The following is a 25,240-nucleotide window of genomic DNA, read 5'->3' on the forward strand; positions in this document are numbered from 1 at the left end:
TCATGAAAAAAAAACCTGCGGCCACAGACTGGGCCGTTTACATCAGCCAGATGGAGTCTGTCCTGGCACTGGAACTCGACGATACACGCCGTCAGGAACTGCTGGTGCAGTTCGGCCGCATCGCCCAGATGGCACAACCGCTGATGGATTTACCGCTCGACCCGCGTCTGGAAATCGCCGGGGTGTACAGAGCATGAAATCGTTTGATAGCTTCACGATTAACCAGCTGCATCAGGCTATTACGCAGGGCGAAGTCTCTGCCACGGAAATCGCCAGCACCACACTGGATGCAGTTGAACAGGCCAATCCGGTCATCAATGCCTATACTCACATCACCCGCGAACGCATGTTAAGCGAAGCGGCGAAAGTCGATAAAACCCGTGCCAGCGGGGTGACGTTGCCGCCGCTCGCCGGGATCCCTTATGCGGTGAAAAACCTGCTGGACGTCGCCGGTGAAATCACGCTGGCCGGTGCCAGCCTGAACAGCAGCAATGCCGCCGCGCGTCAGGATGCGTGGGCCGTTTCCCGCCTCGCCGCACAGGGCGCAACGCTTTCCGGCATGCTGAATATGGATGCCTACGCCTACGGTTTCACCACGGAAAACAGCCATTACGGCGCAACACGAAATCCACGCGACCTGTCACGCGTTGCCGGAGGTTCGTCCGGTGGATCGGCTGCGGCAGTGGCCGCCGGCCTAGTGCATTTCACATTGGGCAGCGACACCAACGGTTCGATCCGCGTTCCGGCTTCGCTGAGCGGCATTCTTGGCCTGAAACCGACGTTCGGGCGGATCTCCCGCCGTGGCAGCCAGCAGTTTGTCGCCAGCCTGGATCACCTCGGCCCGCTGGCGCGATGCAGCGAAGATCTCTCGCAGGTGTATGACGCGATTCAGGGTACCGATCCGCAGGATCATTTTCAGGCGGACAAACCGGCTACCGAAACATTTTCCCGCCTGACCCGAGGCCAGGAAGGGCTCCGGACTGCAATCCTTGGCGGATACTTTTCTACCTGGTGCGACGACAGTGCCAAATCGGCGGTTTTGCAGATTGCCCGGGCACTTGAGGCTCAGGAAGAAATTGAGATACCTCAGGCAGAACTGGCCCGCTCGGCGGCATTCATCATCAGTGCCTCCGAAGGGGGAAATCAGTACCTGCCAAAACTGCGCAGTATCCCGGAACAGTTTGAGCCGCTTTCGCGCGAACGCCTGCTGGCAGGCGCTATGATCCCGGCTGCGTGGTATGTGCAGGCACAGCGTTTTCGTCAGCAATTTCAGCAAGAAATCTTGCCCTTGTTCGAACATTGGGACATCTTGATTGCGCCGGCGACGCCGTGCCCGGCTACGTTGATCGGCCAGGAGACCATTCATATCAATGGTCAGAACCTGCCGACGCGGGCCAATATGGGCATGCTGACCCAGCCAATTTCATTCCTCGGCCTGCCGGTTGTAACGGTTCCGGTGACGACCGCAAGTGGCCTGCCCATCGGGCTGCAACTGATTGCGCCACCGTGGCGGGAAGACCTCTGCCTTCGCGCTGCCTGGGCGCTGGAGCAGCAAGGCATTGTGAATGTCAGCAGTTCTCCGGTGATGCCGGTTTGATGACTCCGGCCACCGTTTTCCAGGGTGACGTTAAGAGAGTAAAAAATGAAAACTGAACATATCGACCGCCCGGCGATCCTTGCCGAAATGAATGCGGCATTTTATCGCTACGAACAGGCGCTGATTACCAACGATACGGCAGTGCTTGACGAACTGTTCTGGCATGACCCGCGCACAGTGCGCTTTGGCGCGGGTGAAAATCTTTATGGCATCGACGCCATCCGCGCTTTCCGCTCCGCGCGTTCGTCACAGGGGCTGGATCGCGAACTGGTTAACACGACGATCACCACCTTCGGGGATGATATGGCGGTGGCGAGCACCGAGTTCCGCCGCGAGGGCACTGATCGGATCGGCCGCCAGCAGCAGACATGGGTAAAGATGGCGAGCGGGTGGAAGATTGTGGCAGCCCATGTCAGTTTGATGATTTGACCGAATCATGGGCGGTTCAGCTTTGGAAAACTGAGGAAACTTTTTCGGTTATCGCCGGGATTTACGCAGAAAGGTGAGAAGAAAGAATTTCGGTTTCTCACGTGCGGTGATCGCTTAACTTTCAGTGACGAAACCGACCAAAGGAGGAAAGTGCTTTTCCTCCTTTGGATTCCTCCACGCCTTTTTACTCCGCGCTGCCGCTGGATAGATGGACATGTTCTGCCACCACAGCAAGAGGCGCAAATCTTGCCGCTGCGCGGTGCCTTCACTCGGTCTTCGAGCCTCTGGTCTCGAAGCCGCTCCGTTCAGCAAGATTTTGAGCGCGCCTGGGTGGGATCTTATAAACGGTGCAGACTTGCTGTTGTTGTTAACGTTTCGCCATATTTAAAATGATTTGCCTTATGCCTTGAGAAATTCCCCTTTAAGGCAATTTCATAGATATTTCAGCGAACAGTTTTAGAAGCGTAAAAATAAGACCCGCCATTCCTGCCAGCATAAAGGTACAAAACGGAACACCCACTTTCCAAAGCAGCGTCGATTTTAGTTCTTTAATCTCGCTTGAGAATTTATCCCCCATCTTATCAATTTTTAGATTGAGTTCATCACGGGTGTTGTAGATCATACGCATTAGATCATTGTGTACATTTTTAATATCATTTGAGAGTTCGTAGCGACAGTCGCTGATCTCTCCTTTCATTTCTGCCCGTAAACTTTCAATGTCTGCGCGGGTTGCATAGTTGGATTTGATGACAGCCACATCGATGGCCATTTTCGTCACTTCGCTTTCCAGGTTCCCTACCCGCTTTTCCAGATTTCCTGTCATAGCGCCACCTCCGCTATTCTTAGCGCTTCGCTTAATCATTTTATGCTCCCGAAAAGGGAAGGCATCGAATGAACTGAGTGTTGAAGTCATAAATCTTCCTTAATAAAAACATCCATTTTTCAACGCTGCCAATATAACTGACCCGCGATATAAAAATCATTACCGGGGCAGGTAACGATATTACGTTACGTCAATCTGAAAACAGATAACTCAAGGGGAATATAAGCATTAAAAATAAAGAAATCTCACTAATCTACGCTTTGCAGTCGTTACATTTATTTCCTGCGTGATGCTTTCCAGTTTTTAAAAGTAGTGATTTTTTTATTTTTTTCTCGGTGTAAAGTACAGCCTGTTGAGAAAAATATGAGTTCAAAAAACTCTTCGAATTTAAATTTAATTGAATCAATAAGATGACGGACTATCTTTCAGAATCATTCAGAGAGTTTTTACATGGTGAGTATATTGCTCACCTGTACAATTTTTCTGTAGACAACCATTTATTCATCATTATATTTACAGAAATTGATACTACCGATATTGTTTATCATAATTTTAGAAGTGAAGACGCTGGATTTAGATTGCCAAAACATTGCTACGATGTGAAATTTGATCGGGTAGAAAATTTTGAAAAAGAGACTTACTACCAACCGCCTCCCAAAGGTAAGTGTTCGAGAAAATTTTCATTTCCTGGGGAACTTTCAAAAACAATTGAGAGGATCATTACACTCCATCAAGATACTTACAAAGCTCGGGCATATTTTGCAGTTGCAGAAACACAAAAACTTAAACGTTATTATGACCGGGTTTTACAGCAACCCCCTGTGAATATAGTATACAAAGCAACTAACGGACATGGTGAAAGAGGAATGGGTTATGTACTCAGAACGCGATATTTCAACTCTTAAGAAAATGACGATCACCGAATATAAAATTGAATCTATGCGTCAGTTAAAAGCATCCTATGAACTTGCAAAGCGTAACGGCACATTGCGAATTCGCCACGTAACGACCACAAAAAATAAATCTTAGAACAATGTCTTAAAAGACTGACCAGGACGCACTCAAAAAACCGGCTGAACGGAGCGCGTGGGCGGCGGGCCCACGCTTTTGACCTTATTCTTTCGCCGGATGTAACAGCGCCCAATGATCCGCGATCTCCTGCCGTTTACAGACCCAGACCCTGTCATGTGACTCCACATAATCGAGGAATCGCTGCAATGCCCGGAACCGCCCCGGACGGCCGAGGATCCGGCAGTGCATCCCGATTGACATCATTTTCGGGGAGATTTCCCCTTCTTCGTACAGCACATCGAACGTGTCTTTCAGGTAAGTGTAAAACTGCTCGCCGGTGTTAAAGCCCTGCGGCGAGGCGAACCGCATGTCGTTGGTTTCCAGCGTGTACGGGATCACCAGATGCTGTTTAATTTCACCGTTTTCCAGCCTGACCGGCGTCCAGAACGGTAAGTCGTCGCCGTAATAATCGCTGTCGTACTGGAAACCACCTGATTCGGCGACCAGCTGGCGGGTGTTCGGGCTGTCGCGTCCGGTGTACCAGCCAAGTGGCGCTTTGCCGAACAGGTCGCGCAGTACGGTGATGGCTTTTGCCATGTGCTCCGCCTCTTCGGCTTTTCTCATGTTCTGATAATGGATCCAGCGCCAGCCGTGGCTGACAACGTCGTAATCCGCCGCTTTGATGGCGCTGACAATTTCCGGGGTACGCGCGAGCGCCATCGCGACACCGAAAACGGTGAGCGGCAAACCGCGTTTCTGGAATTCATTGTGGATCCGCCAGAAACCAGCGCGTGAGCCGTATTCATACAGTGAATCCATCGACATATGACGGTCGGGGAAACTGGCTGCGCCGATAATATCCGAAAGAAATTGCTCCGAACCTGCGTCGCCGTGCAGGACGTTATTTTCTGCGCCCTCTTCATAGTTGAGGACAAACTGCACCGCGATCCGGGCATTGCCCGGCCAGTTTGCGTGTGGCGGGCGACCGGCATAGCCAATCAGGTCGCGCGGGTAATTGTCAGTAAAACCGTTATCGAATTCAGGCATGGTTATCTCTCAGATTCAGTCCGGCAAAGCGGCCAGACAAGGGTTTTTCCAGCGGATAATCCAGATCACCGTGCTTACTGGTGGTCAGGCGAAGTGCGGCCAGCGACTCGACCATTTTGACCGCCGCGCTGACGCCGTCGATCACCGGAATATTGAGCTCCAGCGTCAGTTCCTGCGCCAGATCGGCCATACCGCCGCAGCCCAGTACAATCGCCCCGCTGCCATCGGATTTTTTCGCGGCGATACATTGTTCACGTACTTTCTGCTGCGCCAACCCGCTGCCGTCTTCGAGCGAAAGCACCGGAAGATCGATCGCATGCAGCGCCGCGCAATGACGCTCGAAACCGTACTGATGCAGTAAATGGCGTGCAATAGTGAGAGTTCTTGGCAAAGTGGTGACGATGGAAAAACGCGTCGCCAGCATCGTGGCCAGATGCATGGCCGCTTCGGCAATGCCGATGACCGGCGCACGCGCCAGCTCACGCGCGGCCAGTAAGCCCGGATCGCCAAAACAGGCAATGATATGGCCGTCCACGCGGGCTTCGCGCCCGGCTTTCACCTGCTGCAAAACACCGAGCGTGGCAATCGCCTCGTCAAAATGCCCTTCAATCGACGGCGCACCTTCCTGCGGACAAACCGCCACAATTTGTGTATCCACGGCGGCAACAGAGCGCGCGGTTTGCGCCATGACTTCCGTCATCGCCAGACTGGTGTTCGGGTTGATCAGTTGTATACAAAGCGGTTTTGCCATCACTCTGGCTCCTTTCCGGCGACCAGAAGATGAGAGGAAAAGATATTTGCGAAATCAGGCACCTGCCCTTTATTTTGCTCAAAACGCAGGCTGGAAACGATGCTGTCGAAGTGATGCGACATGCTTTGCGTCAGCCCGGCAACGTCCCGCTTTTTCATCAGTTCCAGTAAATCATCGTGGTCATGACACCGGCAGCCCTGTTGCCACGGCGCGCCCCAGGCGGCAATCGCCAGTGAAGAACGCAGCGTGAGCTGAGAAACCGATTCGGTCAGCACTTTGTTGCCGGAAATCGCCTGAAGCTGGACGTGGAAAGCAGCAGAAAGCCGGATTGCGGCCGGGCCATTACGCTCGTCGTGGGCGCGCTTTTCTTCCTGTACGAGTTTTTTCAGCGCCACCAGATGCATGGACTGGCAATGCGCGATCACCAGCGGCAGGTTGGCGCATTCAAGAATTTTTCGGGTGGCGAAAACGTCGCGGGATTCTTCTGCGTCCGGCGTGGTGACATGCGCACCACGCTTGGGCAATAGCGTGACCAGTTGCACTGCGGCAAGGCGCTGCAACACACGCCGGATGCCTGTCCGGCTGACAGAAAACACTTCAGCCAGTGCTTCTTCCGGCAATTTACTGCCCGGCAAAAGCTGGTGTTCAACAATCGATTTCACCAGCGCGTTGTAAATGTGGTCGTCCTTATCCTCGGTAAAATAGGCCGTATTCAGCCCGCTCCAACTGGTCATTGCCGTTACTCCGTATACCGTTCGATAGATTAATCGTATACATGAAAATTATTTTTTGTATACAAAAAATGAAATATGGCCTGATTCGTGCAGTGCTCCTGTGACTGCTTTTCACCTTTGGGCAGCCGGTCACCGGCTTCCGACTTTTACATGTTGTTAATGACAGGAGCACGATTTATGCCAAATCAGGAAATCACCTCCGCCACGGCGCCCTCTGAACAGAGCGCCGGGATCATCAAACCTTATTACAGCCCGCGGCTGTGTAACGATGATTTAGCGCCCACTCGTGACCAAAACTGGAGCTGGTACAACATTTTTTCTTTCTGGATGTCGGATGTGCACAGTATGGGCGGCTATGTGGTGGCGGCGAGTTTCTTCACGCTCGGCCTGACCAGCTGGCAGGTTTTGCTGTGTTTGCTGTGCGGGATTTGTATTGTGCAGATTTGCGCGAACCTGGTGGCGAAACCTAGCCAGCAGGCGGGCGTGCCCTATGCGGTGATTTGCCGTCAGGCATTTGGCGTGTTTGGCGCTAACATTCCGGCGGTGATCCGCGGGCTGATCGCGTTTGCGTGGTATGGCATTCAGACGTATCTGGCGGCCAGCGCATTAATGCTGGTGTTGCTGAAATTCTTCCCGTCCCTGACGCCGCTGACCGTGCCGCACTGGCTGGGCTTGTCTGCGCTGGGGTGGATTTGCTTCGGCATTATGTGGGTGTTGCAGGCGATGGTGTTCTGGCACGGCATGAGCGCAATTAAGCGTTTTATCGACGTGGCGGGCCCGGCGGTGTATGTCGTGATGCTGATGCTGGCCGGATGGATTTTGTATAAAACCGGGCTGAGCAATATCTCTTTCACGCTGTCGACAAAAACGCTGACCGTCGGTCAGCAAGGCTGGGAAATGCTGACCGCGACGGCGCTGGTCGTCTCTTACTTCTCCGGCCCGCTGCTGAACTTCGGTGACTTTTCGCGTTACGGCAAAAGCATGGGTGAAATCCGTCGGGGCAACCGCTGGGGGCTGCCGTTTAACTTCCTGCTGTTCTCGATTGTGACCGTGGTGATTGTATCCGGTACTCAATCCCTGTTTGGCCAGATGATTACTGACCCGATTGAAACAGTCAGCCGCGTGGGTAACAGCGTCGCGGTTGCGCTCGGTTTGCTGACCATGATCATCGCAACCATTGGTATCAATATTGTGGCGAACTTCGTATCACCGGCGTTCGACTTTTCCAACTGTTCACCACAGAAAATCAGTTTCCGCACCGGCGGGATGATTGCCGCCGTCGGTTCTGTTTTACTGACACCGTGGAACCTGTTCCAGTCACCGGAGCTGATCCACTACACGCTTGACGTTCTCGGGGCATTTATCGGGCCGTTGTTCGGCATTCTGCTGGCGGATTATTACCTGATCAAACGCGGTCATATGGATGTCGATGCGCTGTTTAACGCCTCGCCTTCCGGCCGTTACTGGTACCGCAACGGGTTCAACCCGAAAGCCATAGGCGCGCTGGTGCCTGCGGTGCTGATTGGCCTGGTCATCAGCTTTACGCCAAGCCTGCATCAGGTGGCGAATTTCAGCTGGTTTATCGGGGCATTTCTGGCGGGCGGTTTTTATCGCTATATCGCCCGTCATGACCGCGCGGCAGGTAACGCGATGGGCTATATGAAAACAGAAGCGGAATAAATCGTTGTAACAGGGAGGAAAAAGCCAGGAAGGCTGAAACGACGAAGCCCTGAGTGATTTCTCACTCAGGGCTTCTGAATAGTGGCGGAACGGACGGGGCTCGAACCCGCGACCCCCTGCGTGACAGGCAGGTATTCTAACCAACTGAACTACCGCTCCGCGTTTTGTTCTGGTTAAGAACGAGGCGGATATTAAGGAATGCCCGCCATTACGTCAATGCTTTTCCTGATATTTTCTACCGACTGCACAGTTTTTCCACACACCGGATATTTTCAATACAAATTGCAGAAAATACGCGTCACGAACGCCATAAACAGCTGCCGCCCTTTTTCACCACTAAATCTAACCGTTCTTCATGCCACGCCAGCTCCTGCTCTGAAGCCGTAATAACTTTCAGCCCGGACGCCGGACGTGCCACACGCTGGATCCCCAGCCCGTCAGCCCCGGTATTTTGCTCACCTTCGTGAGTGAATTTGATACTGGTCTGCCCGCCGGTCATCATCAGATAAACTTCTGAAAGAATTTCGGAGTCGAGCAATGCGCCGTGCAGCGTTCGTTTGCTGTTGTCGATCAGGTAGCGATCGCTCAGTGCATCGAGGTTGTTACGCTTGCCGGGAAACAGCTTGCGCGCCATCGCCAGGCTGTCGGTGATTTTGCAAAAGGTTTCGGTTTTCGGCAGATTACGGCCGAGCATGTCGAACTCGTAATCCATAAAGCCGATGTCGAACGTTGCGTTATGAATGACTAATTCTGCGCCGCGAATGTATTCGATAAAATCGTCGGCGATGTCGGCAAACACCGGTTTGTCGGCCAGGAACTCGTCGCTAATCCCGTGAACGCCGAAAGCTTCAGGATCGACCAGACGATCGGGTTTGAGATAAACGTGGAAATTGCGCCCGGTCAGGCGACGGTTAATCACCTCGACGGCCCCGATCTCAATAATCCGGTGACCTTCATAGTGAACGCCGAGCTTATTCATACCGGTGGTTTCGGTATCGAGAACGACGATCCTGTTAGATGTGTTTTGTAAATCCATGGTTATTTACCCAACCCTGCCGATCATTTTGAAACGAAACCCGGACGATAGAGACATCGTGAATGCGTCACAGAGTACCATCAGGTGGAGGCTTAAGTCATTTCGCCGGAGAAGTTGATAAGCCCGCAGCAAAGCGCCACGGGCATTTTATCTTACGCGGGGATTTGCTGAGTGATGCAGTGAATGTTGCCACCGCCCAGCAGGATTTCGCGGGCCGGAACGCCGGTCACTTTGAAATCAGGGTACATTTCAGCGAACACTGCTTCGGCATGTTTATCCGTTAGCGGATCCAGCAGCGGAAAAATGATGTGCTGGTTGCTGATGAGATAGTTGACGTAAGACGCCGCCAGGCGGTTACCTTCGTGGCGTTCAATCGCCGTTCCCGGCAACACGTCAATGGTCTCTTCCGCGCTGGCAAACAGCGTCGGCGGCGACGGCATTTTCCAGACTTTCAGGCTGCGGCCCTGCGCATCTTTCGTCGATTCCAGCACTTTCAGAGCGGCAACGGAACGCACATATTGCGGATCGTTCTGATCGTCAGTCCAGTGCAGGGCAACTTCACCCGGACGAACAAAGCAGCACATGTTATCAATGTGGCCGTCGGTTTCATCGTTGAACACGCCTTCTTCAAGCCAGATGATTTTCTTAACGCCCAGATATTCCTGCAATTTCGCTTCAATTTCTGACTTCGAAAGATCCGGATTGCGGTTGGGATTAAGCAGGCATTCCGCCGTGGTCAGCAGCGTACCTTCGCCATCAACATGGATTGAACCGCCCTCAAGCACCAGGCTTGTGGAAAGGTAAGGGATGTGATGATAGTTCGCCACCTGACGGGCTACGAGCTGGTCACGATCCCAGCTGGAATACAGGCCGCCATTGAGACCGCCCCACGCATTAAACGTCCAGTCGATCGCCAGACGCTCGCCTTTTGCATTGGCCACAATGGTCGGGCCGGTGTCGCGCATCCAGGCGTCGTCACTTTCCATTTCCACCAGCGTAATCTGCGAAGGCATCAGGCCACGGGCCTTCTCCATTTCCGCAGCAGGGACAGCCATAATGACCGGCGTGGTGCTCGAAATGGCCGCCGCAACGTCAGAAAAAGCCTGTTGCGCAGGGCGTCCGTTTGAACGCCAGTTGTCCTGACGGTAAGGCCAGATCATCCAGACAGCCTGCTGCGCCGCCCATTCAGCCGGCATCGCAAAACCTTCACGCTGCGGTGATTCAGGAATAGAGGACATCAGTTATTTCCTCGTTGAACCGTCAGAGGTCGCAATTGCGCCATACATTTCCGGACGACGGTCGCGGAACAGGCCCCATGACGCGCGCTGCGCGGCAATCGCATCAAGATCAAAAGTATGAACCAGCACGGTTTCTTCTGTTTTACCGGCCTGAGCAACCAGTTCGCCGGTCTGATCCGCAATGAATGAAGAACCGTAGAAGGTCATTTCATAATCGGGGATGAATTTACTTTTTTCCGTACCGATGCGGTTCGACGCAATCACCGGCACCAGGTTTGCCGCCGCGTGGCCTTGCTGGACGCGGGTCCAGTGTGGCTGGCTGTCGATTTCCGGATACGCTGGCTCTGAACCAATCGCCGTCGGATAGAAGATGATTTCCGCGCCCTGCAAGGCCAGGCAACGTGCAGTTTCCGGGAACCACTGATCCCAGCAAATCCCTACGCCGATTTTCGCGTAACGGGTATTCCAGACTTTAAAACCGGTATCGCCGGGAATGAAGAATTGTTTTTCCTGATAGGCAGGGCCGTTCGGAATGTGCGTTTTGCGGTAAACATCCAGTACGCTGCCGTCAGCATCAATCATGACCAGCGAGTTGTAATAAGCGTTGTTGCACTTCTCGAAGAAGCTCAGCGGCAGCACCACTTCCAGTTCTTTGGCGAGTGCTGAGAAATGACGGATGAGCGGGCTGTTAGTCAGCTCCTGCGCCAGGCCGTAGTGTTCCGGGCTCTGATCGATACAGAAGTACGGTGCGGCAAAAAGTTCCTGAATCAGAATGACTTGCGCGCCCTGGGAATGTGCCTCGCGAACCAGTTTTTCGGCATTAACAATATTCTTTTCCAAATCCCAGCTGCAGCTCATTTGTGTTGCAGAAACCGTTACATTTCTCATCAGACATCCTTAAAGCATTGAAAAATTTGCAGTGAAAAAACCATGAAAGACGGAACTCACTCAGAGTTTTGAACTGCCACTCTGCCTTTTCCTATTATATTGCAAAAGACAGCGCTCTCCAGCCTAAAGAGTGATGAATGCCCAGATATCCTGCGGCAAAAGCCTCTCATCGCCCCTCTTTCGGACAGTTGAACCCCAAGATATTACTGTGCCCGGCAGGACGGTTTATGTCAGACTTGGTTTTTATATTTGATGAAAGAGCCTGCCAGAGATGACCAAACAGGTAGAAATTTTCACCGACGGCTCCTGCCTCGGCAACCCCGGCCCCGGCGGTTTCGGTGCAATTTTACGCTATAAGCAACACGAAAAAGAGTTCAGCGCGGGTTTCCGCCTGACCACGAATAACCGCATGGAAATGATGGCGGCCATTGTGGCGCTCGAAGCCCTTTCCACCCCGTGCGAAGTCACGTTAAGCACCGACAGTCAGTATGTGCGCCAGGGAATTACCACCTGGATCCATAACTGGAAAAAGCGCGGCTGGAAAACTGCGGATAAAAAACCGGTGAAAAACGTCGATTTATGGAAGCGTCTTGATGCCGCAATTCAGACTCACCAGCTGAACTGGATGTGGGTAAAAGGCCACGCAGGTCATCCTGAGAACGAACGCTGCGACGTGCTGGCAAAAGAAGCGGCGGGCAATCCGACGCTGGAAGATGTGGGTTATCAGGCAGAAGGTTAAACGGCCGCGCATCGGGCATACTCAGTCCCGATGCTCTTCCCGATAACTTTTTGTCGCCCCGACGGCCTGCTGTATTTTCTGTTTCTGCGCGTGAACTTTTTTCGCCGTTGGTGTCAGCGGGAATGTGCGTTTACGGGCGATAATTAACGTCATGCAGCCCAGCGCGGGCAGATGCGTACTCAGCAATTTGCCGCCATTTTTTTTCCACGGCAGCACATGAAAGCGCCGGTGAACCATCACTTCGTAATTGAGCAACGACAGCCAGTCGAGCAGTCGCATCTGTGTAAAGAGACGGCTGCTGTAGGGCTGACGTTTGCGAAAGAACGGCATCAGTTTCCCGATACCTAACAGACTCAGCGGATTGAAGCTGCTCAGCACCATCCAGCCATCATCAATCAGCACGCGATCGACTTCACGCAGTATGCGGTGCGGGTCATCGGCATACGCCAGCGTATGGCTCAGCAGACACGCATCGACCGATTTCGCGGAGAACGGTAAATAGTAGGGATCCCCCCTGACGTGCAGCCCTTCGCCTTCCGGCGCGAAATTGACCTGATGCGAGATAGGGCAGGCTTCAGCGTTGATTTCGGCACTTAATGCGCCGATTTTCAGCAGGTGAAAACCGTAGAGTTTTCCCCACCAGGGTTGCAGTTGTTGCTCAAGCGCGGCACGGTAATAGTCGCCGCAGGGAATATCTTCCCAAGATGCCGGTGCAACAATGGTCTTACGGGCGCGGGCTGGTCGCATATTTTATTATCTTCTTTCAAGCAGTTGCCAAAGAGAGGTTGCCATGAATCTTATCAGTATTCCTGCCCTGCAGGACAATTACATTTGGATGCTCGATGACCAGAAAGGCCATTGCCTGATTGTGGATCCCGGAGAAGCGGCGCCTGTTTTAGCCGCACTGAAAACGGCGAATTTAACGCCAACCGCCATCCTTCTGACGCATCATCATCACGACCATGTGGGTGGCGTAAACGAAATTTCCGGCCATTTTCCGGGCCTGAAAGTGTACGGACCTCACGAAACTGAGAACAAATTTAGTCAGATTAGTCTTAAAAACGGCGATAAATTGGTAATTGGCGGTCTGGAATGGCAGATCTTTGCTACGCCCGGTCACACAATTGGTCATATTTCATACTATAGCGCGCCTTATCTTTTCTGCGGAGACACAATGTTTTCCGCCGGATGTGGCCGTCTGTTCGAAGGAACGCCGGAGCAAATGTACCAGTCGTTTCAACGGTTAGCGGCGCTCCCTGACGAAACATTAGTCTGCGCGGCGCACGAGTACACTCTCTCAAATCTTAAGTTTGCACGCTCCATTTTACCGGAGGATCATGATATTCATTCTCATGAGCACAAAGTGCAACAAATGCGGGAAAAGGGACAATCTTCCCTACCTTCAACCCTCGGTCTTGAGCGTAAAATTAACGTCTTTTTACGCTGCGATGATATTGATTTACAAAACAAATTAAACCTTAACGATCCCTTAAAGACAGGCTCACAGGTTTTCGCCCATTTAAGGGCACTCAAGGACAGCTTTTAGACCCGAAGGTTGTGTTTTTTTTCGAAGCAAAGTATTATCGCTCGTCTTTTAAGCAACTATGACACACACATGAAGGCAAACGCGATCCTAATAATCGCCTCCATGTTGCTTACAGGTTGCCAGGCGTCCAGGCAGGGCGTGAAGGTACCCGAGCAACATGCACAGAGTTTGTCTTCGGCAAGTCAAAGTGAAGCAGGACAGTACACAGATGATGGCCGAGCGGCCTCTGGGGGATGGTTGGATGGAAACGACGCCGTCTCCCAACAAAATCTGTGGAACTTCATAGGCGACGAGCTGAAGATGAAGGTTCCGGATAACCCCCGGATCCGCGAACAAAGAGTTAAATATTTAAAAAATAAGAGCTATCTCCACGATGTAACATTACGGGCAGAGCCGTACATGTACTGGATCACCGAGCAGATTAAGAAACGTAATATGCCGATGGAACTGGTACTGCTACCCATAGTGGAGAGCGCTTTTGACCCAAAAGCAACCTCATCAGCTAACGCTGCTGGGTTGTGGCAGATCGTGCCACAGACGGGTCGCAACTATGGTTTGAAACAAAACCAGTGGTATGACGGACGCCGCGATGTTGTGGCTTCGACGACCGCTGCGCTTGATATGATGCAACGCCTGAACAAAATGTTTGGTGGTGACTGGTTACTGACCATTGCCGCGTATAACAGTGGTGAAGGCCGCGTGATGCAAGCGGTGAAAGCCAATAAAGCGAAAGGTCGATCGACTGACTTCTGGGCGCTGGCGCTTCCTCGTGAAACGTCAATTTACGTGCCTAAAATGTTAGCGCTGAGCGATATTTTAAAGCACAGCAAAAAATACGGTATCAGCCTGCCGCAACCGAGTGAAGACCGTGCCCTGGCGCGTGTAGAAGTCGGTCAGCAGATGCAGTTGACCCAGGCCGCTGAAATGGCCGGGATGTCCCTGACGAAGCTGAAATCGTTTAACACTGGCTACAAGAAGAATGTGACCGCGCCGAATGGCCCGCATTACATTGTTCTGCCGAAGGCGCATGCCGACCAGTTGAAAGATTCTCTGGCTGATGGCGATATTGCCGCAGTGCAGGAAACGAAACTGGCCAGCAACACTCCGTCAGGTGCAAAAGCGTACAAGGTTCGCTCCGGCGACAGCTTGTCCACCATTGCAGCCCGGCTGAATGTGAAAACCCGTGATTTACAGCGTTGGAACAATTTGCGCTCAGCAGGCGCGTTAAAAGTTGGGCAAACACTGCAAGTGGCGGATAACAGCGTCAGCGATACCAGCATCAACGGTGGCAGCATCACTTATCAGGTACGTAAAGGCGATTCGTTGTCGAGCATTGCCAAGCGTCACGGCGTGAACATCAAAGATGTGATGCGCTGGAATGCAAATGCCGATAACCTGCAACCGGGCAACAAGTTAACGTTGTTCGTCAGCAATAAGATGAGCCCGGATACCTAAAAAGTACCGACCATAAAAAAGCACCCTGAATATTCCGGGTGCTTTTTTTATGTCTGCATTTTTTGACTGACGAAATAAGCGCTATTGTGTCAGAGGCTTACTCGCAACTTATTTACTGGCAAGAAACTCCACCCGTAACGGGTTGTGGTCAGACGCGCGGGTTTCCATGACGGACGCGCTGGTCACGCTCAGGTCGCGGTAGAAGATAAAGTCCAGCGGCCTGCCGAATGCCCTTTTGCGGTAATCGGAGGGGAAACGCACTTCCTCCAGATGAATATTCCCCGCAAAGCCAAACAGCGCATTGATACGTTGTTTGCTCCAGGCGTTGAAATCCCCCGCCATAATGACCGGCCCTTTGTGGTTGGCAATTTGCTCACCAATCGGGTCAAGCTGCTTACTGTATACGTCGATGCCGATACTGAAATTCACCGCGTGAATGTTCACAACCATCAGCAACCGACCATCAATCAGCGGATAGACCGTCACCAGCGCCGATTTTGCCAGCCTCAGAAGCGGCTCACGCTCACGCAGCGGGCAACAATAAACCGGATGCGCCGCTGACAGCGTCATCACGCCAGAGGGGTGCTGAGGCAGCATAAACGCCGGCACCTGATCGGCCGCCAGAAAGTTGGATGTGGCAAAATGAATCAGTTCCGGCGTCGTCTGCGCCTCCTGAAGTAACACCAGCTGCGCGTCTTTGCCGTACTCTCGCAGAACTGACAACCAGTCAGCCCGCTGCTGTTTGAAGATATTCCACACCATGACGCGTAAAATATTTGAATTGGGTAGCGCGGCTCCCGGCGGCAAATCCGGTCCAAGATGTGCAAGGACTCCAGGGAAGATTTGCTCTGCGGGCTGACCTGCGACATACCTCATTGCATATGTTTTTTTCCGCACGCTAATCGCCTGTTTACCCGTTGTATCGATGCTATATGAGAGAGTTTCTCACAGCGAAAGTTCAGTATACGCCCGCAGGCGCTGAGGCCAAATCTGTTTACATTGGTATACAACCCGGTCACATCTACAGGCTAGCATAAAAACAAAAACGGCCCGCCAGAGGCGAGCCGTGCAGACACAGAACGTTGTTAAATTCAGGCAACAGCAGGTTTTAACTTTCTGTCCAGATGACCGCTGAGGCGGATCAGCAGCAGTGCGCCGAGGACAATCACCGCGCCAATCCACGGCGTTTGCGCCAGTCCTATCGTGGAAACCACCTGCCCGCCGATCACAGAACCTAATGCGATACCGACGTTAAACGCGGCGATATTCAGGCCCGACGCCACATCGACAGCATTAGGCGTCACTTCTTCCGCCTTCTGCACCACATAGACTTGCAAGCCCGGCACGTTACCAAACGCAAAGATCCCCATTACCAGCAGCGTGATTAACGCCGGAATGCCAAAGCCAGAGGTGAACTGGAAAATCAGCAACAGAGCCGCCAGCGCCGCGAAAATCAGCGTCAGGGCTTTCACTGCGCCATGACGATCGGCCAGTTTACCGCCCCAGATGTTCCCGATAGCCACTGACACGCCGTAGGCGAGCAAAATCCAGCTGACCATGCTGGCCGAGAAACCGGCCTGTTCCTGCATCATCGGCGCCAGGAAAGTGAATGTGGTGAACACGCCGCCGTAGCCCAGTGCGGTAATCGCGTAAATCAGCATCAGGCGCGGGTTCATCAATACTTTAACCTGATCGGAAATACGCGCCGCCGGTTTGTTTTTGATGTTGTTTGGCACCAGGATCGCGCTGGCAATAATGGCAATCACGCCAATCATTGAAACCGCGAGGAACGTCTCACGCCAGCCAAAATGTTGCCCGATAAATGTCCCCAACGGCACGCCGGTGACCAGTGCCACGGTCAGCCCGCCGAACATCAGCGCAATGGCCGAAGCGGCTTTTTCTTTTGACACCAGACTGGTGGCAATCGTCGAGCCAATCGAGAAGAACACGCCGTGCGCCAGCCCGGTCAGCAAGCGCGCGATGACCAGCGTGTTGTAATTCGGTGACTGCCACGCCAGCAGATTGCCCAGCGTGAACAGTACCATCAGGCCGATAAGCAGCGCTTTACGCGGTACGCGCCCTGTCAGCGCCGTCAGCACCGGTGCGCCAATCGCCACGCCGAGTGCGTAAATAGACACCAGTAAACCCGCTGACGGGACGCTGACGCCCAGCTGTTCGGCGATTGTCGGCACCAGTCCCACGATGACGAACTCTGTCGTTCCTATAGCAAACGCACTGATGGTCAGTGCTAATAGTGCAAGCGGCATAACCTTTACTCCACAATGAATTTCGATTTGATGGCGGCTATTATCGGCTTGTGCTTAAATGACAGAAATAACCAAAGTATCAAATCATTTATGCTGGAGTAACAACAATGCGAGCCAGTTCAGAAGAGTTGATTACCTTCGTCACCGTGGTGGAAAGCGGCAGTTTCAGCCGCGCGGCGGAACAGCTGGGGCAGGATAACTCGGTGGTCAGCCGGACGCTGAAACGTCTGGAGCAAAAACTGGGGATCACCCTGCTCAACCGCACCACGCGCCAGATCAGCCTGACGCACGAAGGCGAGCGTTATTTTGTCCGCGTACAGAAAATCCTGCATGAGATGGCAGCCGCCGAAGATGATTTGCTGGAGAATCGTGACGATCCGCAAGGTCTGTTGCGCGTCGACGCTGCAACGCCGGTGATCCTGCACGTCATTTCCCCGCTGGTGGCAGAATTTACCGGGCGCTTCCCGAAGATGTCGCTGGCGCTGTTTTCGTCCGAGAGCAACATCAACCTGATCGACCACAAAGTGGATGTCGCCATCCGCGTCGGCGAGCTTGAAGATTCCAGCCTGCGGGCGCGAAAACTGATGATGAGCCACCGGAACGTACTGGCATCGCCGGAATATCTGAAAAAATGGGGCACACCCAAAACCGCCGATGAGCTGCTGAAACACCGTTGTCTGGGCTTTAACGAAGTGCTCGCACTGAACAAATGGCCGCTGCTGTGTGCTGACGGCCAGCAACTGACGGTCACACCGTTTATCAGTTCAGGCAGCGGCGAAACCCTGCGCAGGCTGTGTTTGCAGGGAAACGGTATCGCCTGTTTGTCCGATTTCATGACTGACGAGGATGTACAGCGCGGGGATCTGGTGAAGTTGCTGGTACCGGATGTCATGCGGATTGCGATGCCGTTGCATGCGGTTTATTACAGTGACCAGACGGTGAGTACAAGGATTCGGTGTTTTATTGATTTTCTGAGCGAAAAATTAGGGCAAGCCCAGAGTTAATCTGGATCGGGATAGTTTCGGTTTCTCACGTGCGGTGATCGCTTCAATCAGGTCAAGACCTTGGGCTCGCCGCCCAAACTGGCCTCAGGTCAAAATCAAGACCTTGGGTTGCCACCCACACTGGCTTTAAGAGGCGCCTGTCGCCGCGCCTCTTGTATCTTGATCTACGTGGTGGTTAGCTACCCCCACATGAAACAGAGTGAGCCTGCCGCGCCTCTCATGGGACAACCTTGTTTTTAAGTAAAGGCCCTCTGTTTCACCTTTCACGCCAGCATTCAAATTGGACGGTTACTAAGAGCTCTGACTCTGCATGTACAAGAGAAATAGGCGTGATGGTTTTCGTGAAAGGAGAATGCTCATGTATCAGATTGGCATTGACGTCAGTAAGAAAAAACTCGATATCTGTCTGTTATTTGACGGTATTTTAGGTAAACGTAAAACAAAAGTCATCGATAATGACGCCCACTCATCTCGTGAACTGATTAGCTGGTTGGGCAAACAAAAATGCCGGCCAGAAGACGCTCGCATMGTGCTGGAAGCCACCGGCACTTACCACGAAACTCTGTGCGACCAACTCTTCGAAGCCGGTATTTACCTTTCGATCGTCAACCCCTACCGCATCCGTGAATTTGCCAAAGGCATGGGCATTCTGAGCAAGAATGACATCGTTAATGCCTATGCGCTAGCCTGCTTTGGCACGCTAAAACGACCGGGTGCCTGGGTTCCCCCACCGCCAGAAGTTCGCGAGTTAAAAGCGCTGTTGCGCAGGCGTGACGCACTTTTAGCTGATGTTTTATGCGAGCAGAACCGGTTGGAAAAAGCGGAAGTGACACGCACACCTAAAATCGTAATGCGCTCAATAATGAAAATACTCAAGACGTTGGAAAAAGAGAAAAAAGGGATAGAAGAGGAAATAGCAAAGCATATTGATAAGTACCCTGGCCTTAAAAAGGATATGGATCTGTTGACCTCGATAAAGTCAGTGGGGCCTCAATTGGGGGGAAATATGCTCATGGTTTTAAGGTGCAGGGAATTTCACAGTGCGGAGCAGGTTGCTGCATATTTGGGCGCTGTACCTGTAGAACGACGTTCGGGAACATCGGTGAATAGTCATGCACACTTGTCGAAAGCGGGGCCGTCAGACATTCGGGCTAAGTTATTTTTAGCGGCACTGACAGCAACGCGGTTTAATCCACATGTTAAGGCCCTTTATGACAGACTGCTAGCGAAGGGTAAAACCAAGATGTCTGCACTGGGGGCAGCAATGCGTAAGCTGGTACATCTGTGCTACGGCGTGTTGAAAACACAGCAGCCCTATGACGTAAATTATGCGGTTTCAGGTTGACGGCCAAGACGGTAACTTAAAAATCTCCGGCTCTTTCACTGCGCGCTGCCGCTGGGTCGACGGACATGATCTGCCGCATTGGTGAGTGGCGCGAAATCTTGCCGCTGCGCGGTGCCTTCCTTGAGGGCTTCGAGCCTTGCGGTCTCGAACCCTCGGTCAGCAAGATTTCTGAGCGCGCCATCCAACCTATTTAAAAAACAAAACCAATCTGCATTTGAATTTAGAGTAGCCAGTGGCCGCTTTCAAAAATCACGCCGGAAGGAGAGATGAAAAAACGCGTATCTTTACGCGCGGTTTGTAATCCGACGCGAGGGAACCGCGCAGCGGCGGGATTTTGCGGCACTCACTGTGGCCACTGAAACATAGCCAGCCAGCGGTAGCGCGCAGTAAAAAAGCGAGGAGAGTGCAGAGAGGAAAAGCACTTTCCTCTCTGCTCGGTTTCGGCGCAAAAGGCCATGTGATAACCGTTATTGAGAAACCGAAATTTTCCCAAATCTGCTTTTAAAGCCGCTTTAGCAGCGGCCTTCTGCTATTTAAACTTCTTGTGGTTCTCATTACGCGTAGCCTTAAACCCTTCGGCTTCTTTCTTCGCTTCATCCACTTTGCCGGCTTTCGCCAACGCTGATGCCGAATCAATCTGCCCAATCAGCGTATCCAGCCCTTTGTGGTAATCCTGAATCTCAGGGCTGTCCGGCGCTTTACCTTTCAGCTTCGGCGGTGTGGCTTTTTTCGCGTCTTCCGCTGCCGCTTTCATGTTCGCCAGGCTGTTCGCCAGTTCTGCCTGATCATTGGTCTTCAGTACTTTGCTGTAGTTATCGGCAATCGTGTCCATGTCCGTTTCTAAATCTGCGGCCAGAACCGCCGTACTGCTTCCTAACAGGGCGATTACCGCCAACGCCATCAGTTGTTTGCGCATATTCTTTTCTCTCTATTGTTATTTATTTGTTAGTTAAAACGACATTGCTTGTAAGGCTTTATAAAAATAGGCTGAGAGAGAGGAAAACGGGATGAATTTTTTGTAAAGAAAGGTAGTAAAGAAGGAAGCAGCGATCGGGCGATCGCTGCCTTTACGTCAGGATTATTCGCCGGCGATTTTCATCGCAGGCAACAGTACGGAGCCGCACTGAATATTGCTGCGGGTTTCAATATCGCTGCCGATGGCAACCATATTGCGCCACATGTCTTTCAGATTACCGGCGATAGTGATTTCGCTGACCGGATACTGGATCTCGCCATTCTCAACCCAGAAACCTGCCGCACCGCGGGAATAGTCACCGGTCACGCCGCTGACGCCCTGGCCCATCAGTTCGGTAACAACCAGACCTTTGTCGAGCTTACGCAGCATACCGGCGAAGTTGTCACCCTGACCGGCAATGCGCCAGTTGTGGATGCCGCCCGCATGGCCGGTGGTTTGCAGACCGAGCTTACGCGCGGAATAACAGGTCATCAGCCAGTTTTGCAGCACGCCGTCTTTGACGATGTCACGGCGTTCGGTGCGCACACCTTCGCTGTCGAACGGCGTCGAAGCCAGACCTTGCAGCAGATGCGGATGCTCTTCAATGGTCAGCCATTCCGGCAGAATTTGCTTGCCGAGGCTGTCGAGCAGGAATGACGATTTACGGTAAATGCTGCCGCCGCTGATCGCGCCGACAAGATGCCCGAAGAGGCCCGTCGCGACTTCAGACGCGAACAGAACCGGTGCCTGCATGGTCGGTAACTTACGCGGAGCCAGACGCGACAACGTGCGGCGTGCGCACTCTTCGCCGACCCATTCCGGGTCTTTCAGGTCGCTCATTTTACGGGCGATGGAATAGGCGTAATCGCGTTCCATATCGCCTTCATGCTCGGCAATAACCGACGCAGAAATGGAGTGACGCGTCGAACAATAGCTCTGCAACATGCCGTGGCTGTTGCCGAAAACGCGGATGCCGTAGTGGCTGTTGAAACTGCCGCCTTCGGTATTGGTGATGCGTTTATCTGCTTTCAGCGCGGCCTGTTCAGCGCGCGCGGCCAGCTCGATACTGCGATCCGGATCCAGCTCTTCCGGGTGGAAAAGATCCAAATCCGGTGCATCGAAGGCCAGCATTTCTTTATCCGCCACGCCCGCGAACGGATCCGGTGACGTATAACGGGCGATATCCAGCGCAGCCTGAACGGTGCGGGAAATTGCATCCGGGCTTAAATCGGTGGAAGACGCACTGCCCTTGCGGTTCTGGTAATACACAGTGATGCCTAACGCACCATCGCTGTTGAATTCTACGTTCTCAACTTCGCCAAAACGCGTGCTGACGCCGATACCGGTGGTTTTGCTGACCGCAACTTCCGCGGCGTCTGAGCCTGCTTTCGCCAGCTCCAGTGCCTGTGAGACGGCCTGTTCCAGGGTTTTACGCTGCTGCGCAACTTGATTGACTACGTTCATCGGCATGCCATCGCTTATGAGATAAAAGGGATTGTTCTACACTGAATTATGAAGACGAATACCTTTGAGTCTAACAGAGACTCGCCATAATTTCGCTTTCAGTCCGACAGTGTTAAACCGAAGTTGCAACAGAATATAGAGGACTGTGGCATAATGCGGCCGAAGCAATAAAGCACAATCAAACTGACAGGATTACCTCGTTAAGAGGAAGCGCCCATGACAAAGAAAATTGACGACTGGCACGACGACGTTCCGGATAACCACGCGAACGAAGAAGATGATGAGATCATCTGGGTCAGTAAGAGTGAAATCAAACGTGACGCCGAGGCGCTGAAAGATCTCGGTGCAGAAATGGTTGATCTGGGTAATAACTCGCTCGACAAATTGCCGCTGGATGAAGATCTCCGCGCCGCCATCAATCTTGCGCAGAAGATCAAGAAAGAAGGCCGTCGCCGCCAGATGCAGCTGATCGGTAAAATGCTGCGTTCCCGTGACGTTGAGCCGATCCAGACCGCGCTGGATAAACTGAAAAACCGCCACAACCAGCAGGTTTCGCTGTTCCATAAACTGGAAATGCTGCGTGACCGTCTGGTCGAAGAAGGTGACGATGTCATTCCTTCCGTTTTAGTTCTCTATCCGGAAGCTGACCGTCAGCAACTTCGCGCGCTGATCCGTAACGCGCAAAAAGAGAAAGCGACGAACAAGCCGCCAAAATCTTACCGCCAGATTTTCCAGTATCTGCGCGAACTGGCTGAAGGCCAGGACTAAAATAAAAACCCGCCTTTTGAGTCACCGAAATGGCGGGTTTTTTCTTTTTAGCCTTTCGCTTTCGCGGCAGGTTTCTCCAGCAGGTTCAGCCGCAGCTCGCCTTCCAGTTCTTCTTCCGCCTCTTCAAACAGCAGGATCAGCGCACCAAAGCGCCGTTTGCGGCTGGCGTTCAGATTTAAGAAATCAATTTCAACCGGCAGAGCTATTCCGCCAGTCACCTCGTCCCAGAGTGCGTCCAGATTCGCGCCGAATTCGTCGGTCAGTTCAAACTGACGGGCAAACTCGCCATAGAATGCGGGTAAATCCGGGATATGATTAAAATCGAAGCTCACTTTTTTCATCGACATTACTCCACCCGAACAAAATTCTGATAATGGTTACGGCTGACATAAATCAGTCCGTCGCTGGCAAACAGCACGCGGTCAGCGCCGCGGCGTCCGCAGCGATAGTTGATATCTGCCTCACGCCATACGCGTTTGTTAGCCGCCGGTAAACGCCCTTCCCGGTTTGAGAAACGATCCCCGCCGATGGCTTTTCCCGGCAAGACGTCGCACAGATTTCCTGCACGCGCATCCCAGCCCGCTTCACGTGCCTTTTTCTTGGTGATGTAGTATTCAGGTAGTCTATGATTTTGGCGCAAATAGCTCACCACCGTTTGCTCATCGGTGCCCGAAACGATTGTGCCCTGATTGTATGTCGATTTTGCGACAACGTGCCCGGCAACACCAGCCAGCCCCAGAATGACAGCGGCGGCCATGATCAGATTGCGTGAAAAAGTGCGCGAACGCAGCCCGTTAAATGCCTTCATTGACGTCCCTTTTGTAATGCGATAAACCGTCGGTTGCTGATTATTGTTTCTCAAAACAGAGCTTCGGGAAAGCGGACTTATAGATTTCCCAAATGTAATGTTTTCACCTGCAAATACTCTTCCAGCCCCAGCACGGAACCTTCGCGCCCCAGGCCAGACTCTTTCACTCCACCAAACGGCGCGGCTTCATTGGAAATCGCACATTCGTTAATGCCAATCATGCCGCTTTCGATGGCGTCCGCGACGCGGAAAACACGTTGCAGATTCTGGCTGTAAAAATACGCCGCCAGCCCGAAAGGCGTGTCGTTGGCGCGCCGGATGACCTCTTCCTCCGTGTTGAAACGGAAACAGGCCGCCAGCGGGCCGAAGGTTTCTTCATGCGCGACTTTCATGTCATCGGTGGCATCCGCAATGACGGTCGGCTGGAAGAAGTTACCGCCCAGCTTATGTCGCTGCCCGCCTTCCATCAGGCGCGCACCTTTCTCCAGCGCGTCTTTGACATGGTCTTCCACTTTCTCCAGCCCTTTGATATCAATCAGCGGCCCGACGATAACGCCATCGTCCATACCGTTGCCGACTTTCAGTTTGCGCACTTCTTCCACCAGGCGGGAAACGAATGTGTCATATACGCCGTCCTGCACGTAGATGCGGTTGATGCACACGCAGACTTGCCCGGTATTGCGGAATTTGCAGGTCATTGCGCCTTTGACGGCGGCTTCAATATCAGCGTCATCGAACACGATATACGGCGCGTTACCCCCCAGCTCCATCGACACTTTTTTCATGGTGTCGGCGCTGTTGCGAACCAGCGTTTTCCCGACTTCCGTCGAACCGGTAAAGGACACTTTTCTTACTTTGTCGCTGGCCATAATCACATCGCTGATAGCCTGCGTATCGCCCGCCACGCCGTTGATGACGCCATCCGGCACGCCCGCGTCTTTCGCCAGCTGCAATAATGCAAAAGCGGAAAGCGGCGTGTTATTCGCCGGTTTGATAAGGCCGGTGCAGCCTGCGGCCAGCGCCGGGCCAAGTTTGCGGGTCAGCATGGCCAGCGGGAAGTTCCACGGCGTGATGGCCGCGACAACGCCGACCGGTTCGCGCGTGGCGAGGATCCGGGAGCCGGATTTCGCCGGAGGAATGATTTCACCGTTGGCACGTTTGGCTTCCTCGCTGAACCATTGCAGGTAGCTGGCGGCGTAATCGACTTCGCCCAGCGCCTCTTTCAGCGGCTTGCCTTGTTCGGCCACCATCAGTTCGCCGAGAAACTGTTTGTTCTCCAGCATCAGTTCATACCAGCGGTGCAATATCTCCGAACGCGCTTTTGCGGTCGTTTTCCGCCATGCAGGGAAAGCGTCGCTGGCGGCTTTGACGGCAGCTTCGGCCTCGGCTTTTCCGGCCCTCGCCACTTTTGCCACCACATCACCAGTTGCCGGATTCAGGACATCGAAGGTGTTTTTGGCTTCATGCCATTGGCCGCCGGTAAAATAGCCGGTCTTGAATAAAGGATGCGCGGACAGTTTTTGAGAATGGGCAGACATTAGGGATCCTCCTGATTTATGCCGTTTACGCATGGGATTGCATTAAGTATAGCGGCTGAGAGGGAAGCGTCTGTCAGACAGCACTGAGAGACACAGCTCGCAAAGTTGAATGTCATA

The 25,240-nt window shown here is 52.9% G+C and carries 26 protein-coding genes and 1 tRNA gene; 11 read left to right on the forward strand and 16 right to left on the reverse strand.

Translation table 11 applies throughout. The annotated features are described in order from the left end of the window. Positions 1 to 2 precede the first annotated feature (2 nt). From hpxX to hpxZ, 3 genes are read left to right on the forward strand one after another with little or no spacing between them, the layout of a single operon-like run. Positions 3 to 197, forward strand: a complete 195-nt coding sequence (hpxX, locus tag KWG64_RS22780; RefSeq protein ID WP_218523211.1) for an oxalurate catabolism protein HpxX — start codon at positions 3 to 5, stop codon at positions 195 to 197. Then, positions 194 to 1,597 carry an AtzE family amidohydrolase gene (locus KWG64_RS22785; RefSeq protein ID WP_218523212.1) on the forward strand — a complete coding sequence of 468 codons (1,404 nt, stop codon included), beginning with the start codon at positions 194 to 196 and terminating at the stop codon, positions 1,595 to 1,597. The genes hpxX and KWG64_RS22785 overlap by 4 nt, the downstream gene beginning before the upstream one ends. Positions 1,598 to 1,642: 45 nt before the next feature. Continuing rightward, a complete protein-coding gene (gene hpxZ, locus KWG64_RS22790; protein WP_195815395.1) occupies positions 1,643 to 2,026 on the forward strand; it encodes an oxalurate catabolism protein HpxZ in 384 nt (127 codons plus the stop codon). A 421-nt stretch (positions 2,027 to 2,447) separates the two neighbouring features. Here the strand turns inward: hpxZ and KWG64_RS22795 are convergent, their stop codons facing one another. Next, positions 2,448 to 2,939 (reverse strand): hypothetical protein, encoded by a 492-nt coding sequence (locus tag KWG64_RS22795; protein ID WP_195824937.1) that lies wholly within the window; start codon positions 2,937 to 2,939, stop codon positions 2,448 to 2,450. Between the two features lie 320 nt (positions 2,940 to 3,259). Between KWG64_RS22795 and KWG64_RS22800 the strand changes: the two genes are divergently transcribed. Then, a complete protein-coding gene (locus KWG64_RS22800) occupies positions 3,260 to 3,754 on the forward strand; it encodes a hypothetical protein (protein ID WP_218523213.1) in 495 nt (164 codons plus the stop codon). 208 nt (positions 3,755 to 3,962) lie between these two features. Here KWG64_RS22800 and puuE read toward each other — a convergent pair whose 3' ends face one another. The 3 genes from puuE to KWG64_RS22815 are packed head-to-tail and all read right to left on the reverse strand — an operon-like array spanning position 3,963 to position 6,392. Next, positions 3,963 to 4,907 (reverse strand): allantoinase PuuE, encoded by a 945-nt coding sequence (gene puuE, locus KWG64_RS22805; protein ID WP_218523214.1) that lies wholly within the window; start codon positions 4,905 to 4,907, stop codon positions 3,963 to 3,965. Then, complete coding sequence (locus KWG64_RS22810; RefSeq protein ID WP_218523215.1) at positions 4,900 to 5,658, reverse strand: aspartate/glutamate racemase family protein; 759 nt, start codon at positions 5,656 to 5,658, stop codon at positions 4,900 to 4,902. The genes puuE and KWG64_RS22810 overlap by 8 nt, the downstream gene beginning before the upstream one ends. Further along, positions 5,658 to 6,392 (reverse strand): GntR family transcriptional regulator, encoded by a 735-nt coding sequence (locus KWG64_RS22815; RefSeq protein ID WP_218523216.1) that lies wholly within the window; start codon positions 6,390 to 6,392, stop codon positions 5,658 to 5,660. The genes KWG64_RS22810 and KWG64_RS22815 overlap by 1 nt, the downstream gene beginning before the upstream one ends. 177 nt (positions 6,393 to 6,569) lie before the next feature. Here KWG64_RS22815 and KWG64_RS22820 point away from each other — a divergent pair, with 177 nt between their 5' ends. Continuing rightward, positions 6,570 to 8,072 carry an NCS1 family nucleobase:cation symporter-1 gene (locus KWG64_RS22820; RefSeq protein ID WP_218523217.1) on the forward strand — a complete coding sequence of 501 codons (1,503 nt, stop codon included), beginning with the start codon at positions 6,570 to 6,572 and terminating at the stop codon, positions 8,070 to 8,072. A gap of 82 nt (positions 8,073 to 8,154) precedes the next feature. On the opposite strand, the gene KWG64_RS22825 is transcribed toward KWG64_RS22820, so the two are convergent. The 4 genes from KWG64_RS22825 to aguB form a co-directional block, all read right to left on the reverse strand. Continuing rightward, positions 8,155 to 8,231, reverse strand: a tRNA-Asp gene (locus KWG64_RS22825). A 139-nt stretch (positions 8,232 to 8,370) separates the two neighbouring features. Continuing rightward, positions 8,371 to 9,108: a DNA polymerase III subunit epsilon gene (dnaQ, locus tag KWG64_RS22830; RefSeq protein WP_195815389.1), complete on the reverse strand. Its 738-nt coding sequence runs from the start codon at positions 9,106 to 9,108 to the stop codon at positions 8,371 to 8,373. Positions 9,109 to 9,260: 152 nt separating this feature from the next. Next, a complete protein-coding gene (gene aguA / locus KWG64_RS22835; protein ID WP_218523218.1) occupies positions 9,261 to 10,346 on the reverse strand; it encodes an agmatine deiminase in 1,086 nt (361 codons plus the stop codon). A 3-nt stretch (positions 10,347 to 10,349) separates the two neighbouring features. Then, on the reverse strand, positions 10,350 to 11,234 hold the full coding sequence (gene aguB, locus KWG64_RS22840; protein ID WP_218523219.1) for an N-carbamoylputrescine amidase: 885 nt from the start codon (positions 11,232 to 11,234) through the stop codon (positions 10,350 to 10,352). A 271-nt stretch (positions 11,235 to 11,505) separates the two neighbouring features. On the opposite strand from aguB, the gene rnhA reads away from it, so the two are divergent. Continuing rightward, complete coding sequence (gene rnhA / locus KWG64_RS22845; protein ID WP_195815386.1) at positions 11,506 to 11,973, forward strand: ribonuclease HI; 468 nt, start codon at positions 11,506 to 11,508, stop codon at positions 11,971 to 11,973. A gap of 21 nt (positions 11,974 to 11,994) precedes the next feature. Here the strand turns inward: rnhA and KWG64_RS22850 are convergent, their stop codons facing one another. Then, the gene (locus KWG64_RS22850; protein ID WP_195815385.1) at positions 11,995 to 12,720 is read right to left on the reverse strand and encodes a methyltransferase domain-containing protein; all 726 of its coding nucleotides are present in this window, start codon (positions 12,718 to 12,720) and stop codon (positions 11,995 to 11,997) included. A 43-nt stretch (positions 12,721 to 12,763) separates the two neighbouring features. Here KWG64_RS22850 and gloB point away from each other — a divergent pair, with 43 nt between their 5' ends. Both gloB and mltD read left to right on the forward strand, forming a co-directional pair. Continuing rightward, the gene (gene gloB / locus KWG64_RS22855) at positions 12,764 to 13,519 is read left to right on the forward strand and encodes a hydroxyacylglutathione hydrolase (RefSeq protein ID WP_218523220.1); all 756 of its coding nucleotides are present in this window, start codon (positions 12,764 to 12,766) and stop codon (positions 13,517 to 13,519) included. A 69-nt stretch (positions 13,520 to 13,588) separates the two neighbouring features. Beyond that, positions 13,589 to 14,974: a murein transglycosylase D gene (mltD, locus tag KWG64_RS22860; protein WP_218523221.1), complete on the forward strand. Its 1,386-nt coding sequence runs from the start codon at positions 13,589 to 13,591 to the stop codon at positions 14,972 to 14,974. A 108-nt stretch (positions 14,975 to 15,082) separates the two neighbouring features. On the opposite strand, the gene KWG64_RS22865 is transcribed toward mltD, so the two are convergent. Both KWG64_RS22865 and KWG64_RS22870 read right to left on the reverse strand, forming a co-directional pair. After that, positions 15,083 to 15,871 carry an endonuclease/exonuclease/phosphatase family protein gene (locus KWG64_RS22865; protein WP_195815382.1) on the reverse strand — a complete coding sequence of 263 codons (789 nt, stop codon included), beginning with the start codon at positions 15,869 to 15,871 and terminating at the stop codon, positions 15,083 to 15,085. A gap of 194 nt (positions 15,872 to 16,065) precedes the next feature. Continuing rightward, positions 16,066 to 17,241 (reverse strand): MFS transporter, encoded by a 1,176-nt coding sequence (locus KWG64_RS22870; RefSeq protein WP_195824944.1) that lies wholly within the window; start codon positions 17,239 to 17,241, stop codon positions 16,066 to 16,068. Positions 17,242 to 17,348: 107 nt separating this feature from the next. Between KWG64_RS22870 and yafC the strand changes: the two genes are divergently transcribed. Both yafC and KWG64_RS22880 read left to right on the forward strand, forming a co-directional pair. Then, positions 17,349 to 18,245, forward strand: coding sequence for a DNA-binding transcriptional regulator YafC (gene yafC, locus KWG64_RS22875; protein WP_218523222.1), 897 nt, complete (start codon positions 17,349 to 17,351; stop codon positions 18,243 to 18,245). A gap of 358 nt (positions 18,246 to 18,603) precedes the next feature. Next, positions 18,604 to 19,590, forward strand: coding sequence for an IS110 family transposase (locus tag KWG64_RS22880; protein WP_218523223.1), 987 nt, complete (start codon positions 18,604 to 18,606; stop codon positions 19,588 to 19,590). 529 nt (positions 19,591 to 20,119) lie between these two features. Here KWG64_RS22880 and cybC read toward each other — a convergent pair. Together cybC and pmbA are read right to left on the reverse strand one after the other, a co-directional pair. After that, entirely contained in the window at positions 20,120 to 20,506 is a 387-nt protein-coding gene (cybC, locus tag KWG64_RS22885) for a cytochrome b562 (RefSeq protein ID WP_218523224.1), read from the reverse strand. 162 nt (positions 20,507 to 20,668) lie between these two features. Next, positions 20,669 to 22,009 carry a metalloprotease PmbA gene (gene pmbA, locus KWG64_RS22890; RefSeq protein WP_218523225.1) on the reverse strand — a complete coding sequence of 447 codons (1,341 nt, stop codon included), beginning with the start codon at positions 22,007 to 22,009 and terminating at the stop codon, positions 20,669 to 20,671. A 216-nt stretch (positions 22,010 to 22,225) separates the two neighbouring features. On the opposite strand from pmbA, the gene yjgA reads away from it, so the two are divergent. Continuing rightward, positions 22,226 to 22,777, forward strand: coding sequence for a ribosome biogenesis factor YjgA (gene yjgA, locus KWG64_RS22895; RefSeq protein WP_218523226.1), 552 nt, complete (start codon positions 22,226 to 22,228; stop codon positions 22,775 to 22,777). Positions 22,778 to 22,824: 47 nt separating this feature from the next. Here yjgA and KWG64_RS22900 read toward each other — a convergent pair whose 3' ends face one another. From KWG64_RS22900 to KWG64_RS22910, 3 genes are all read right to left on the reverse strand, one after another. Further along, on the reverse strand, positions 22,825 to 23,118 hold the full coding sequence (locus KWG64_RS22900; protein ID WP_165061611.1) for a barstar family protein: 294 nt from the start codon (positions 23,116 to 23,118) through the stop codon (positions 22,825 to 22,827). 5 nt (positions 23,119 to 23,123) lie between these two features. Next, on the reverse strand, positions 23,124 to 23,585 hold the full coding sequence (locus KWG64_RS22905) for a ribonuclease domain-containing protein (RefSeq protein WP_195825224.1): 462 nt from the start codon (positions 23,583 to 23,585) through the stop codon (positions 23,124 to 23,126). Between the two features lie 77 nt (positions 23,586 to 23,662). Continuing rightward, on the reverse strand, positions 23,663 to 25,123 hold the full coding sequence (locus tag KWG64_RS22910; protein WP_195825225.1) for an NAD-dependent succinate-semialdehyde dehydrogenase: 1,461 nt from the start codon (positions 25,121 to 25,123) through the stop codon (positions 23,663 to 23,665). Positions 25,124 to 25,240 lie beyond the last annotated feature (117 nt).

The sequence above is a fragment of the Rahnella sp. PD12R genome (assembly GCF_019200965.1).
GTDB classification, from domain to species: domain Bacteria; phylum Pseudomonadota; class Gammaproteobacteria; order Enterobacterales; family Enterobacteriaceae; genus Rahnella; species Rahnella laticis.